The following is a 12,452-nucleotide window of genomic DNA, read 5'->3' as shown; positions in this document are numbered from 1 at the left end:
TCATGACTTCTGCCATTGCCAGGAAACCCCTGGATTTCAAGAAGAGCCTGATCGACGCCGTTATCGCCGGTCTGCTCGCCCTTATCGTCTTCGGCCCCATCATGGGTGTGGTACTCGACGGCTACAGCTTCAACCTGGAGTTCAATCGGGTTGGCGTGATGATGGCCGTGGTGATGCTCGGTCGTTTCTTCCTCAGCCTCTACCTGCAGACCCCGCGCGGCGAAGTGCTGATGCAGCGCTTCGAGACCACCGGCTCCGGCGTGCACGTGCGTGAGCCCGACTACAAGAGCCGGTTGCGCTGGATCATCCCGTTGCTGATCGTCGCCGCGGTGATCTTCCCGTTCTTCGCCAGCAAGTACCTGCTCACCGTGGTGATCCTCGGCCTGATCTACGTGTTGCTGGGCCTGGGCCTGAACATCGTGGTCGGCCTCGCCGGCCTGCTCGACCTCGGCTACGTGGCCTTCTACGCCATCGGTGCCTATGGCCTGGCGCTGGGCTACGAGCACCTGGGGCTGGGCTTCTGGTCCGCCTTGCCATTGTCCGCCGTTGCCGCAGCGCTGGCCGGCGCGTTGCTGGGCTTCCCGGTGTTGCGCATGCACGGTGACTACCTGGCCATCGTGACCCTGGGCTTCGGTGAGATCATCCGCCTGATCCTCAACAACTGGCTGAGCTTCACCGGTGGCCCGAACGGCATGTCGGTCCCGTCGCCGACCCTCTTCGGCCTGGAATTCGGCCGCCGGGCGAAGGATGGCGGGGTGCCGATCCACGAGTTCTTCGGTTTCACCTACAACCCCAACCTGAAGTTCCTGTTCATCTACGTGGTGCTCTTCCTGGTGGTGATGCTGGTGCTCTATATCAAGCACCGGCTGACCCGCATGCCGGTCGGTCGTGCCTGGGAGGCGCTGCGCGAAGATGAAATCGCCTGCCGCGCCATGGGCCTGAACCACGTGCTGGTGAAGCTCTCGGCCTTCATGCTGGGCGCCTCCACTGCAGGCCTGGCCGGCGTGTTCTTCGCCAGCTACCAGGGCTTCGTGAACCCGTCGTCCTTCACCTTCTTCGAGTCGGCGCTGATTCTTGCCATCGTCGTGCTTGGGGGCATGGGCTCCACCGTTGGCGTGGTAATCGCTGCGTTCGTCCTCACTGTCGCGCCGGAGCTGCTACGTAGTTTCGCCGACTACCGTGTGCTGCTCTTCGGCGTGCTCATGGTGGTGATGATGATCTGGCGGCCGCGCGGGCTGATCCGTATCAGCCGTGCCGGTTTCACCCCGCGTAAAGGAGTAGCCCCATGAGCGACGAAAACATCCTCAGCGTCGAGCACCTGATGATGCACTTCGGCGGCATCAAGGCGCTCAATGATGTCAGCCTGAAGATCAAGCGCGGCTCGATCTCCGCGCTGATCGGCCCCAACGGCGCCGGCAAGACCACCGTATTCAACTGCCTGACCGGTTTCTACAAGGCCACCGGCGGACGCATCCAGCTCAACACCCGGAGCGCCAGCACCGACGTGATCAAGGTACTGGGCGAACCCTTCCAGCCCACCGATTTCGTCAATCCGGCGCAGTTCGCCAGCCGCCTGCACTACAAGATGTTCGGCGGTACCCATCTGGTGAACCGCGCAGGGCTTGCGCGCACCTTCCAGAACATCCGTCTGTTCCGTGAAATGTCGGTGGTGGAGAACCTTCTGGTGGCCCAGCACATGTGGGTGAACCGCAGCCTGCTGGCGGGCGTGTTCAATACACCGGGCTTCCGTAAGTCCGAAGAGAACGCCCTTGACCATGCATTCTACTGGCTGGAAGTGGTGGACCTGGTGGACTGCGCCAACCGCCTGGCCGGCGAGCTTTCCTACGGCCAGCAGCGCCGCCTGGAAATCGCCCGCGCCATGTGCACCCGACCGCAACTGATCTGCCTCGACGAGCCCGCCGCCGGGCTCAATCCGGCCGAGACCGAAGCGCTCAGCCGGATCATCCGCAAGCTGCGCGACGAGCACGACCAGACCGTTCTGCTGATCGAACACGACATGGGCATGGTGATGAGCATTTCCGACCACATCGTGGTGCTGGACCACGGCGAAGTGATTGCCGAAGGCAACCCCCACGACATCCGCCACGATCCCAAGGTGATCGCCGCGTACCTTGGCGCCGAAGAGGAGGAAGTGGCATGAGTGCACCCCTCCTGGAATTCAAGGATGTCGATGTGTTCTACGGGCCCATCCAGGCCCTGAGAAAGGTCAGCCTGCACATCAATGAAGGTGAGACGGTGAGCCTGATCGGCGCCAACGGCGCGGGAAAATCCACGTTGCTGATGTCGATCTTCGGCCAGCCGCGCGCAGCCAATGGCGCCATCGTCTACCGGGGCACGGACATCACCCACAGGTCGGCGCACTTCGTTGCCTCCAACGGCGTCGCTCAGTCGCCGGAAGGGCGCCGGGTGTTTCCCGACATGAGCGTGGAAGAGAACCTGCTGATGGGCACCATTCCCGTCGGCACGGACCATGCGGACGAAGACATGCAACGCATGTTCGACCTCTTCCCGCGTCTCAAGGAGCGGCGCAACCAGCGCGCCATGACCATGTCCGGCGGCGAACAGCAGATGCTCGCCATCGCCCGTGCGCTGATGAGCCGGCCCAAGCTGCTGTTGCTCGACGAACCGTCCCTGGGCCTTGCGCCCATCGTGGTCAAGCAGATCTTCCAGACCCTGCGGGAGCTGGCTCAGACCGGCATGACCATCTTCCTCGTCGAGCAGAACGCCAACCATGCGCTCAAGCTTTCCGACCGCGCCTATGTGATGGTCACCGGGGAAATCCGCATGAGCGGCACGGGCGAGGAGCTACTGGGCAACCAGGACGTCCGCAACGCCTATCTCGGCGGGCATTGACACACCGTCTACACCTTTCTCCGAGCGTCTCCCCTCTCCCTTCAGGGAGAGGGGTCGGGGGAGAGGGATGTCTGTTCACCCCCGCTCTACCAGGGAGTCCAAGATGCAAACCCTGCGCTTCTTCACCAACGCCGATGTCGCTGCGGCGCTGGATTACCCACAACTGATCGAAGCCTTGCGCCATGGCTTGGCCAACCCGGCCGAAGCCCCGGTGCGCGCCTGCCACGCGCTGCCACAAGACGCAACGTTGCTTTGCATGCCGGTCTGGCAGAAAGGGCACGGCGTCGGCGTGAAGCTGGTGACCGTGTATCCCCACAACGGCGAAAAGGGGCTGCCCTCGGTCGCCGCACTCTTCACGCTGTTCGACGACACCACAGGGCGGCCGCTGGCGGTGCTGGAAGCCTCCGAACTGACCGCCCGACGCACCGCCTGTACCTCGGCGCTGGCCGCCAGCGCGCTGGTCCGACATGACGCCAGCCGACTGCTGGTGGTGGGCACCGGCACCCTGGCCGCGCACATGGTGCGGGCCCACTGCGTGGTGCGACAGTACGAGCGTGTGGATATTTGGGGCCGCCATCCGGACAAGGCTGCCGAACTGGTACGTACCCTCGCCGACGAAGGTTATCCGGTGCATGTCGCGCCCGACCTGCAGACCTGCGCCCAGCAGGCTGACTGCATCAGTTGCGTCACCACTTCCACTTCTCCGCTGATCCTCGGGGACTGGCTGCGGCCAGGCACCCATCTGGACCTTGTGGGCGCCTTCCTGCCGACCATGCGGGAAACCGACAGTGCCGCCGTGGCCCGCTCGCGTATCGTCGTCGACACCCGTGCCGGAGCCCTGGAAGAAGCCGGCGACCTGCTGTTCGCCATCGCTGACGGTGCCATCACGGAGCAGGCCATCCACTTCGAACTCGCCGACCTGCTGCATGGCCGTGGCCATCGCCAGACCAACAGCGAAATCACCCTGTTCAAGTCCGTGGGCTACGCCCTGGAAGACTTGATTGCGGCGCAGGTGTTGTTGCAGGCGGTGCAATAAGCCGTTGTAGGAGCGAATTCATTCGCGACGGGGCGTGCAGTGGTCTTTCTCGGCAGCCCTGCGGCCTGCTTTCGCGAATGAACTCGCTCCCACGGCTGTTCAGAGTTCATCCCCTTCCACGACAGCGGGCAGCTTCGCCGCCAGCACTTCCACTCGTTCGATCGTCGGCGGCTCGCTGAACAGTTCGTCGGCTCGACTCATCAGGGCTTCCGCGACTTTTCCGGTGATGTGGGCCTGCAGCCCCAGATCGTTGGTGAAGGCATCGAAGATGCCGAAGGTCGTCGACCCCATGCGCAGGGCGAACCAGGCCGTGGTATCGGGCTCTTCCTGCACCAGTCGCAGGCCGCCACGGAGGAAGTCCTCCACTTCGGCGACTTTGCCCGGTTTGGCTTCCAGGCGTACCAGTAAGGCGACTTTGACCATGTCTCGACTCCTCTGTGGGTGAGGCAGGCAAGTCTAGGCCGATGGAAGAGAGAGCCAGACCCGCTTGTCCGAAGTGGAGATATCCACAACCAATGGGAAGCGCGGCGAGTTTTCCTGTAGGGGACGAATTCATTCGCCAAGGGCGGCGCAGCTGTCCCCATTGACCTTCAAGGGCAGCCTCTTGGCCTGCTTGGCGTATGGAATCGCCCTCACGACGGAGTTGATCACAATCTCTGTGCAGCGTTCTGTGGATAACTTGGGAGCAATTGCTTCCACGCCCCACAGTCCGCAGCCCCAAAAGCGCTGCTCATAAACTGATCAGTTTGGCTAAGTGCCGGGTAAACAGTGGCTTACGCACTTCCTTCGCTACAGCACCCCCGACCATCGAGTTGTCCCCGGCAGCTGTGTGGAAAGCTGTGGATAAGCTTGGGAGTAAAGGCTGCGGCCCAGTGCTGGCGAGGGTTGCATGGAGGTGCTGGTTTTTTCGCCATCAGCTCGTCCCTGTGGATGTCGTAACCTATGCCGGTCTATCGCAACGGGCCCGTGCCCCAGAGCAAGGAGAACAGCATGACTTCCACCCTTTTCATCACCGGCGCCACCTCGGGATTTGGCGAAGCCTGCGCCCGGCGATTCGCCCAGGCCGGCTGGTCGCTGGTGCTGACCGGCCGCCGCGCCGCACGCCTGCAGGCGCTCAAGGATGAGCTTTCGGCCCTGACCGATGTGCACACGCTGGAGCTGGATGTGCGCGATCGCAAGGCCATGGAAGCGGCCATTGCAGGCCTGCCGGCGAAGTACGAAAAGATCCGTGGCCTGATCAACAACGCCGGCCTGGCCCTGGGCGCCGACCCCGCGCCCAAATGCGACCTGGATGACTGGGACGTCATGGTCGATACCAACATCAAGGGCCTGATGTACAGCACCCGTCTGCTGCTGCCGCACCTGATCGCCCATGGCCGTGGTGCGAGCATCGTCAACCTGGGTTCGGTGGCCGGCAACTGGCCCTATCCTGGCAGCCACGTGTACGGAGCCACCAAGGCGTTCGTCGGCCAGTTCTCGTTGAACCTGCGCAACGACCTCGTGGGCACCGGCGTGCGTGTCACCAACATCGAGCCGGGCCTGTGCGAGAGCGAGTTTTCCCTGGTGCGCTTCGGCGGAGACCAGGCCAAGTACGACGCCACATACGCCGGCGCCGAAGCCATCCAGCCGGAAGACATCGCCGAAACCATTTTCTGGATCATGAACCAGCCGGCCCACGTGAACATCAACAGCCTGGAGCTCATGCCAGTGAGCCAGACCTGGGCGGGCTTCGCGGTCAATCGTTCAGCGAAGTGATACGTGTCGAGCGCCCCAGCAGCTGCAGGGCGCGATCCGGGTAGTCGGTGATCAGGCCATTCGCTCCCATGTCCAGCAGGTGGCGCATGGCCGGTTGCTCGTTGATGGTCCACATCTGGACTGCCAGGCCGCGCTGCAGGGCGGTCCGCATGAGGCTGTCGCTGGCCACTTGCAGGCCGCCGCTGCGCTCGGGGATCTGCAAGGCCTGGTAGGAGGGGCTGACCAGGCTGCCCAGGCCGATCCAGTTCAATGCCACCAACAGGCGCACGGAAGTGGGGCCGGCCGACGTGGCGACGCCGGGACAGACTTCGCGGAAGCGCTTGAGGCTGCGTTCGTAGAAACTCCCCACCAGCACTCGCTGGCGCTGCTGGTGCTTGTCCAGCAACGCGCACAACTGCTCCTCCATGCCCACATCCGGCACCTTGATCTCAACGACCTTGGGTTGCTCCGGAAAACGCTCCAGCACCTCGGCGAAGGTGGGGATGCGAATGCCCTGGCCACGGTACGGGTAGCTCTCGCCACCGTCGGCACTCCAGCGGTAGCCGGCGTCCAGGGCCTGCACGTCCGTCAGGGCGAGGTCGGCCACCTGGCCGTCGCCGTTGGTGGTGCGGTCCACCCGCGGGTCATGCAGTACCACCAGCTCGCCGTCGCGGGTGCGACGGACATCCATTTCGAGCATGTCCACCTTGAGGGCGGCGGCCCGCTCGAAGGCGAACAGGGTGTTCTCCGGCCAGAGGCCGCGACCGCCGCGATGGGCAATAACCAGCGGGTGGTCGCCCAGACCTGCGAGCACGGCAGGGCGTTCCGCCGGGCGGCTGGTCAGGGCCAGCGCCAGCAAGGCGACAACGACAAGGAACAGGGGGGCGAGAAAGAATCGGGCGAAGCGCTTCATGTTGTTCTTATCCGTAAGACGTGGACGGGCGTGCCGAATCAAACGCGGGGACTATGACAAAGACGTGACGGTGAGGCGAGGGGGAGGTGTGCGGGTTGGGACAAGGAACTCGTTGCAATATCTATCGCGAATGAATTCGCTCCCACAGAAGAAGCCGCACACGCCCTTGTGGGAGCGAATTCATTCGCGAAAACCCCGGATGGGGTGTCCTTGGACTCAGCTCGCCAGCAACCACACGCCGGCACTGGCCGAAACACCACCTGCGATGCGCACCAGTGGTGCGGCGGTACGCGGCAAAGCGCGAACCAGGCCGTAGCCGGCGGCATGCAGGGCGGCAGTGGCGGCGACGAAACCGGCGGCGTAGCCCCATGGGCTGGACAGGTCCGGCAGTTCGAGGCCGTGGGCGACACCGTGGGCCAGGGCGAACGCCACAGTCAGACCCACGGCCAGCCACAGCGGCGGGCGCACCGCCAAGGCGACCAAAAGGCCGAGGGCGAGCACCGAGCCGGCGATACCGGTTTCCATCAGCGGCATTTCCACACCGGCGAAGCCCAGCAGGCCCCCCAGCAGCATGGTGCCGACGAAAGTGAGCGGCAGTGCCCAACGAGCGGGGCCCTGTTGCTGTGCGGCCCAGAGACCGACGGCGAGCATGGCCAGCAGGTGATCGAGGCCGGAAATCGGGTGGGCGATGCCCGACATCATGCCGGCGTGGTCATGGCCAGCATGGGCGAAGGCCATGGCCGGTGTGAGAAACAGGGCGATGGCGAAGAGCGTCTTGCGCAGGTTCATGGTGAGGCTCCTTTCTCATGTTTAGGTTCAGGCGGCCAGCAGGCCCTGCTTCTCGATGAAGGCGATGATCTCGTCGAGACCCTGGCCGACCTTCTGATTGCTGAACACGAATGGCCGCTCGCCGCGCATCTTGCGGGCGTCGCGGTCCATCACTTCCAGGGACGCGCCGACCATGGGCGCCAGATCCACCTTGTTGATCACCAGCAGGTCGGACTTGCAGATACCGGGGCCGCCCTTGCGTGGCAGCTTGTCGCCGGCGGAAACGTCGATCACGTAGATGGTCAGGTCGGAGAGTTCCGGGCTGAAGGTGGCGGAAAGGTTGTCGCCGCCGGACTCCACCAGGATCAGGTCCAGACCGGGGAAGCGGCGATTGAGCTGCTCCACGGCTTCGAGGTTGATCGAGGCGTCTTCGCGGATCGCGGTGTGCGGGCAGCCTCCGGTCTCGACGCCAATGATGCGCTCCGGCGCCAGGGCCTCGTTGCGCACCAGGAACTGGGCGTCTTCCTGGGTGTAGATGTCGTTGGTCACCACCGCGAGGTTGTAGCGCTCGCGCAGCGCACGGCAGAGGGCCAGGGTCAGGGCGGTCTTGCCGGAACCTACCGGGCCGCCGATACCGACGCGCAAGGGTTGGCTGTTCATATGCTGTGCATCTCCTAGGAACGGAACAGACGGCTGTATTGACGCTCATGCGCCATGCTCGCCAAGGACAGGCCGAAGGCGGCGCTGCCCCAGCGGGTCGGGGGGATTTCACTGGCTTCGCGCTGCGCCTGCTCCAGGCAGGGCAGCAGGGCGGAGGTCAGGCGCTGGGCGGCCTGCTGGCCCAGCGGCAGGGTCTTCATCAGCACCGCCAGCTGGTTTTCCAGCCAGCCCCAGAGCCAGGCGGCCAGGGCGTCCGGCGGCGCGATGGACCAGGCGCGGGCGGCCAGGGCCCAGGCCACGGCCAGGCCGGGTTCTTCCAGCTCGCCGAGCAGATGGCGCGCGGCGTCGTCCTGCTCGGGGAGGTCATGCAGGAGTTGCTGCAGGGAATAACCCATTTGCCGGCTTTCCAACTGCAGTTCGCGGGTTTCGCGGCTGGCGCGATGACGCTCGGCGAGGCGCTTCAGCTCGATCCAGTCTTCGCGTGCTGCTGCATCGCAGTGGGCCAGCAACAAGGGCGCCTCGAAGCGCGCAAGGTTGAGTAGCAGCTGATCCCTGATCCAGCGCGCGGCGCTATCCGGGTCATGCACCTGGCCCGAGTCCACGGCCAGCTCTAGCCCCTGGGAATAGCTGTAGCCGCCAATGGGCAGCTGCGGACTGGCGAGGCGGAGCAATTGCCAGGCGTTGTTCACTTGCGCACACCGAACTGATGCAGGCGTGGTGCGTAGCTGAAATCGGCTTCGAGCTGATGAGAATGGTGATGGCCACCGCCATAGGCGCCGTGCTCGGGCTGGAAGCCCGCTTCGATGTTTTCCACCGTGGCGCCCAGTTGTTCGAGCATCGCCTTCAGCACGTAATCGTCCAGCAGGCGCAGCCAGCCATCGCCGATCTGCAGGGCGACGTGGCGGTTGCCAAGGTGGTAGGCAGCGCGGGTCAATTCGAAGGCGCTGACGCAGGTGACATGGAGCAGGGCTTCGGGGCGGGCGCTGATGCGCACCACTCGGCCGTCCTGGCTGCGCAGGCAATCGCCGTCGCGCAGGGGCGGCTGGCCGCGTTCGAGGAACAGGCCGACGTCTTCGCCCTTCACCGTGAAGCAGCGCAGACGGCTCTTGCTGCGCCCTTCATAGGTCAGCAACAGCTCTTCGTCCCAGCTCGATTGGGCTTCTATTCGTTCGTGGATGACCAGCATCGGGTGAATCCGGCAGTGTGCAATGCCGGGTGCAGAGCAAGGCCCTTGCCAAGATGGCCGGGCGCCCGCTCACAGGGGCTTTGGCGAAGCCGTGCCTGCCTGTGGGGCGTGATGATGGTCCGTGATGGTGCGAGCTGCACCCAGGTGGTGCGGCGGTATTGGCGGAACGGTCAGCTTTTTGGCTTGCCGGGGCCGAGCCAGTGTTTGCCACCGATCATGATGAAGCGCAGCTGCTGGGTGATCTTGGCGGCAGGCAGGAGGTGCGGCGGCAGATTGTCCGCCGGCGGGTCGATCAGTTCCGGAAGGGTGGCGAATACCGTTTTCACCACCAGGTCGGCTACCAGGTCCAGGCAGTCGTCATCCAGGTGCGGCATGCGGTTAATCAACTTGAGGTCCGCAGCCAGATCATCGGTGATGCGTTGGCGCAGTGCGCCGATGGCCTGGCGTACGGCATGCGAGCCGCCGTATTGCTCGCGGGCGAGGAAGAGAAACTGGCCGCGATTGGCGGCAACTGCATCCAGGAAGATGCGCACCGAGGCTTCGATGATGCCGCCCAGCTCGAACTCGTTCTGGCGCACCATGCGGATCGTTGCGCGAAAGGTCTCGCCGACTTCCTCGACCAGGGCCAGGCCGAGTTCGTCCATATCGTTGAAATGGCGATAGAAGCCGGTGGGCACGATGCCGGCGTTGCGCGCCACTTCCCGCAGGCTCAGGCCGCCGAAGCCGCGTCCGCTGTCCATCAGGAGGCGCGCGGCGTCCATCAGGGCGTGGCGGGTCTGCTGCTTCTGTTCCGAGCGTTGAGTCATGGGGCGCGGCCGTTGGCGAATGTGCGGCGCACTCTAGCAAAAGCGCTTTGGGGGCGTCGAACCCGCTTCAGTGAACACGTGTTGACTGTAATTCGTCTCTTCATGCAGCCTAGTGCACAACTGTTCACTAGAGTCTGTCCATGCCCCTTTTGTCCCTATCCCTGGCGCGCCGTTTCGGCCCTGCGCTCTGGCCTCTGCGTGCGCTGGTCGCCGGAGGGTGGTTGCAGGAGTCCGAACTGGATTGCCTGCTGCGCCGCGCTCATCCGGTCCTGCGACTGAACCGGGTGTTCGCCCGCGTCGAGTCCCGTCGCTGGGTGGCCGACGACATGCTCGCTCTCGGCCTGCGCACCAATGGCAATGCGCACGGCTGGCGACCCGGCCAGCATGTGCGGCTTTACCAGGAGCTGGATGGCGTCCGTCATGGACGCAGCTATAGCCTGCTGGCGGCGGAGGTGGACGGACGCATCGAACTGGCGGTGAAACGCCAACCGGGTGGACGCCTTTCCAACGGGTTGCTGGATCGGCTGGAGGTGGGCCACGTGCTGGAGCTGGAACCGGCCCAGGGTGAACTGGCTTGGCCGAGCGACGCGGCTTCCGTATTGCTACTGGCCGCCGGCTCGGGCATCACCCCCTTGCTCGGCCTGCTGCGCCAGGCGCTGGCCCGTGGCTTCAGTGCGCCGGTGACACTGTTGCACTACGTGCGTCGGCGCAGTCAGCGCGCCTTCAGCGAAGAACTGCAGGCACTGATGCGGCGCCATCCCAACCTTCAGGTGCGCTGGGCTATCAGCGGCGAGGCACCCTTGGCCGATGAGCTGATGGGGCGCTTCCGGGCGGATCATCTGGCCGGGTGGCCGGCCCACAGCCTGCTGGCTTGCGGGCCGCATGGTTTCGTGGCGGGCGTTCGTGACTGGTGGCAGGCATTGCCCCGCGACGGCAGCCTGCAACTGGAGGCCTTCACGCCTCCGGCGCCCGCGGTCGGGATTGGCACAGCAGTGCGCCTGCGTTTTGCCCGGTCGCATCGGGAGTTGCCCGGCAGCAGCGCCGTCAATCTGCTGGAACAGGCCGAATCCCACGGTTTGCGCCCGCCCCATGGCTGCCGCCAGGGCATCTGCGCGGGATGCACCTGCCAGCTGCTGGCCGGCAGCGTGCGAGACCTGCGCACCGGCGCTGTGACAGCCGGGCCGGGTCTGCCGATCCGCCTCTGCGTCAGCGCGCCGGTGGGCGATGTGGAATTGGAACTCTAGGACTTGTGATGCGAAGCGACCGCGAACTTACCCCTGCCGAGCTGGATGCCTTCGGCGTTGAGCTGGACGACTTGCGCCAGCGCACCCTGGACGACCTGGGCGAAGCCGATGCCCGCTACATTCGCCGCATCCGTGCGGCTGTGCGTTTCTGCTGCTGGAGCGGGCGCGTCTTGCTGCTGCTCGGTTGGTTCCCACCCAGCTGGCTGCTGGGCGTGGCCCTGCTCGGGCTGGGCAAGATCCTCGAAAACATGGAGCTGGGTCATAACGTCATGCATGGCCAGTACGACTGGATGAACGACCCGGAGCTGCGCGGCACCCGCTATGAATGGGATATCGCCGGGCCTTCCGACTTCTGGCGACATACCCATAATCACATCCACCACAGCTACACCAACGTGCTCGGCATGGATGATGACGTGGGCTATGGCGTGGTGCGGCTGTTTCCCGAGCAGCGCTGGAAGCCCTTCTACCGCTGGCAACCATTGTGGGTGGCGTTGCAGGCTGTGCTGTTCCAGTACTCGGTAGCCGTGCAGCACCTGCGCCTGGATCAGTACGTCAAGGGCCGTATGAGCGCCGATGAATTGCGCCCGCTACTGCGTCAGTTCAATGCCAAGGTACTGCGCCAATCGGTGAAGGATTACCTGGCTTTTCCGCTCCTGGCGTTGCTGGTGGGAGGGAGCGTGACGGCGGTGCTCGTGGGGAGTCTACTGGCCAACCTGATCCGCAACCTGTGGACTTTTACCGTGATCTTCTGCGGCCACTTCACTGAGCGCGCGGCGGTCTTCCCCGCCGACGTGCTGGAAGGGGAAAGTCGTGGTCACTGGTACCTGCGCCAACTGCGCGGCTCCAGCAATCTGGAAGGTGGCCCGTTGTTCCATATCCTCACCGGCAACCTCAGTCACCAGATCGAACACCATCTGTTCCCCGACCTGCCGGCGCGGCGTTATTCCGAGATGGCCAAGCAGGTGCGGGAGATCGCCCGGCGATATGGGCAGGATTACAACAGCGGTCGTTTGTCGGTGCAGTTCGGCAGCGTGATGAAGCGCATCTGGAAGTACCGGTTGGCCTGAGTTCGCAAGTGAACACGTGCTTGTGGGTTGGGTCGGGCGGCGCTCCGCCGAGGAACGAAGCCAAACGGCAGGCGCTTCCCTCTCCCTCTGGGAGAGGGGTTGGGAGTGAGGGACGGTTGTGGCCGCTCTGGCGCCCAAGGGCGAACCTGCGGTCCGCTTGG

General features: G+C 64.6%; 14 protein-coding genes. 7 read left to right on the top strand and 7 right to left on the bottom strand.

The window, feature by feature from the left end; translation table 11 throughout:
* Nucleotides 1–2 precede the first annotated feature (2 nt).
* The 4 genes from livM (at nucleotide 3) to SA496_RS23275 (ending at nucleotide 3,910) form a co-directional block, all read left to right on the top strand.
* Nucleotides 3–1,289 (top strand): high-affinity branched-chain amino acid ABC transporter permease LivM, encoded by a 1,287-nt coding sequence (gene livM / locus SA496_RS23290; protein ID WP_120654274.1) that lies wholly within the window; start codon nucleotides 3–5, stop codon nucleotides 1,287–1,289.
* Nucleotides 1,286–2,161 (top strand): ABC transporter ATP-binding protein, encoded by an 876-nt coding sequence (locus SA496_RS23285; RefSeq protein WP_120654275.1) that lies wholly within the window; start codon nucleotides 1,286–1,288, stop codon nucleotides 2,159–2,161. Before livM ends, SA496_RS23285 begins: the two co-directional genes overlap by 4 nt.
* On the top strand, nucleotides 2,158–2,874 hold the full coding sequence (locus tag SA496_RS23280) for an ABC transporter ATP-binding protein (RefSeq protein WP_120654276.1): 717 nt from the start codon (nucleotides 2,158–2,160) through the stop codon (nucleotides 2,872–2,874). Before SA496_RS23285 ends, SA496_RS23280 begins: the two co-directional genes overlap by 4 nt.
* 103 nt (nucleotides 2,875–2,977) lie before the next feature.
* The gene (locus SA496_RS23275) at nucleotides 2,978–3,910 is read left to right on the top strand and encodes an ornithine cyclodeaminase family protein (protein WP_330114540.1); all 933 of its coding nucleotides are present in this window, start codon (nucleotides 2,978–2,980) and stop codon (nucleotides 3,908–3,910) included.
* 99 nt (nucleotides 3,911–4,009) lie between these two features.
* On the opposite strand, the gene SA496_RS23270 is transcribed toward SA496_RS23275, so the two are convergent.
* The gene (locus tag SA496_RS23270) at nucleotides 4,010–4,333 is read right to left on the bottom strand and encodes a putative quinol monooxygenase (RefSeq protein WP_120654278.1); all 324 of its coding nucleotides are present in this window, start codon (nucleotides 4,331–4,333) and stop codon (nucleotides 4,010–4,012) included.
* A 567-nt stretch (nucleotides 4,334–4,900) separates the two neighbouring features.
* Between SA496_RS23270 and SA496_RS23265 the strand changes: the two genes are divergently transcribed.
* A complete protein-coding gene (locus SA496_RS23265) occupies nucleotides 4,901–5,665 on the top strand; it encodes an SDR family oxidoreductase (protein ID WP_120655339.1) in 765 nt (254 codons plus the stop codon).
* Here SA496_RS23265 and SA496_RS23260 read toward each other — a convergent pair.
* From SA496_RS23260 to SA496_RS23235, 6 genes are all read right to left on the bottom strand, one after another.
* On the bottom strand, nucleotides 5,646–6,557 hold the full coding sequence (locus SA496_RS23260; RefSeq protein ID WP_120654279.1) for a glycerophosphodiester phosphodiesterase: 912 nt from the start codon (nucleotides 6,555–6,557) through the stop codon (nucleotides 5,646–5,648). The genes SA496_RS23265 and SA496_RS23260 overlap by 20 nt on opposite strands.
* Before the next feature lie 216 nt (nucleotides 6,558–6,773).
* Complete coding sequence (locus SA496_RS23255; protein ID WP_120654280.1) at nucleotides 6,774–7,346, bottom strand: HupE/UreJ family protein; 573 nt, start codon at nucleotides 7,344–7,346, stop codon at nucleotides 6,774–6,776.
* A 27-nt stretch (nucleotides 7,347–7,373) separates the two neighbouring features.
* Entirely contained in the window at nucleotides 7,374–7,985 is a 612-nt protein-coding gene (ureG, locus tag SA496_RS23250; RefSeq protein ID WP_120654281.1) for an urease accessory protein UreG, read from the bottom strand.
* Between the two features lie 14 nt (nucleotides 7,986–7,999).
* The gene (locus SA496_RS23245) at nucleotides 8,000–8,674 is read right to left on the bottom strand and encodes an urease accessory protein UreF (protein WP_120654282.1); all 675 of its coding nucleotides are present in this window, start codon (nucleotides 8,672–8,674) and stop codon (nucleotides 8,000–8,002) included.
* Nucleotides 8,671–9,171, bottom strand: coding sequence for an urease accessory protein UreE (ureE, locus tag SA496_RS23240; protein WP_153918082.1), 501 nt, complete (start codon nucleotides 9,169–9,171; stop codon nucleotides 8,671–8,673). The genes SA496_RS23245 and ureE overlap by 4 nt, the downstream gene beginning before the upstream one ends.
* 170 nt (nucleotides 9,172–9,341) lie before the next feature.
* The gene (locus SA496_RS23235; protein WP_120654284.1) at nucleotides 9,342–9,977 is read right to left on the bottom strand and encodes a TetR family transcriptional regulator; all 636 of its coding nucleotides are present in this window, start codon (nucleotides 9,975–9,977) and stop codon (nucleotides 9,342–9,344) included.
* A gap of 140 nt (nucleotides 9,978–10,117) precedes the next feature.
* On the opposite strand from SA496_RS23235, the gene SA496_RS23230 reads away from it, so the two are divergent.
* Both SA496_RS23230 and SA496_RS23225 read left to right on the top strand, forming a co-directional pair.
* Nucleotides 10,118–11,221 carry a ferredoxin reductase gene (locus SA496_RS23230; RefSeq protein WP_153918080.1) on the top strand — a complete coding sequence of 368 codons (1,104 nt, stop codon included), beginning with the start codon at nucleotides 10,118–10,120 and terminating at the stop codon, nucleotides 11,219–11,221.
* An 8-nt stretch (nucleotides 11,222–11,229) separates the two neighbouring features.
* Complete coding sequence (locus SA496_RS23225) at nucleotides 11,230–12,291, top strand: fatty acid desaturase family protein (RefSeq protein ID WP_153918078.1); 1,062 nt, start codon at nucleotides 11,230–11,232, stop codon at nucleotides 12,289–12,291.
* The last annotated feature ends 161 nt before the right edge of the window (nucleotides 12,292–12,452 follow it).

It is taken from the genome of Pseudomonas sp. JS3066 (assembly GCF_036328175.1).
Taxonomy (GTDB): domain Bacteria; phylum Pseudomonadota; class Gammaproteobacteria; order Pseudomonadales; family Pseudomonadaceae; genus Metapseudomonas.
The sequence above is the reverse complement of the archived record's forward strand: the minus strand, read 5'-3'. Positions and strand labels throughout refer to the sequence as shown.

What these genes read in the sequence shown, in the direction of transcription:
- livM (WP_120654274.1), top strand. Translation starts at nt 3, where the DNA reads ATGACTTCTGCCATTGCCAGGAAACCCCTGGATTTCAAGAAGAGCCTG.
- SA496_RS23285 (WP_120654275.1), top strand. Translation starts at nt 1,286, where the DNA reads ATGAGCGACGAAAACATCCTCAGCGTCGAGCACCTGATGATGCACTTC.
- SA496_RS23280 (WP_120654276.1), top strand. Translation starts at nt 2,158, where the DNA reads ATGAGTGCACCCCTCCTGGAATTCAAGGATGTCGATGTGTTCTACGGG.
- SA496_RS23275 (WP_330114540.1), top strand. Translation starts at nt 2,978, where the DNA reads ATGCAAACCCTGCGCTTCTTCACCAACGCCGATGTCGCTGCGGCGCTG.
- SA496_RS23270 (WP_120654278.1), bottom strand. Translation starts at nt 4,333, where the DNA reads ATGGTCAAAGTCGCCTTACTGGTACGCCTGGAAGCCAAACCGGGCAAA.
- SA496_RS23265 (WP_120655339.1), top strand. Translation starts at nt 4,901, where the DNA reads ATGACTTCCACCCTTTTCATCACCGGCGCCACCTCGGGATTTGGCGAA.
- SA496_RS23260 (WP_120654279.1), bottom strand. Translation starts at nt 6,557, where the DNA reads ATGAAGCGCTTCGCCCGATTCTTTCTCGCCCCCCTGTTCCTTGTCGTT.
- SA496_RS23255 (WP_120654280.1), bottom strand. Translation starts at nt 7,346, where the DNA reads ATGAACCTGCGCAAGACGCTCTTCGCCATCGCCCTGTTTCTCACACCG.
- ureG (WP_120654281.1), bottom strand. Translation starts at nt 7,985, where the DNA reads ATGAACAGCCAACCCTTGCGCGTCGGTATCGGCGGCCCGGTAGGTTCC.
- ureE (WP_153918082.1), bottom strand. Translation starts at nt 9,171, where the DNA reads ATGCTGGTCATCCACGAACGAATAGAAGCCCAATCGAGCTGGGACGAA.
- SA496_RS23235 (WP_120654284.1), bottom strand. Translation starts at nt 9,977, where the DNA reads ATGACTCAACGCTCGGAACAGAAGCAGCAGACCCGCCACGCCCTGATG.
- SA496_RS23230 (WP_153918080.1), top strand. Translation starts at nt 10,118, where the DNA reads ATGCCCCTTTTGTCCCTATCCCTGGCGCGCCGTTTCGGCCCTGCGCTC.
- SA496_RS23225 (WP_153918078.1), top strand. Translation starts at nt 11,230, where the DNA reads ATGCGAAGCGACCGCGAACTTACCCCTGCCGAGCTGGATGCCTTCGGC.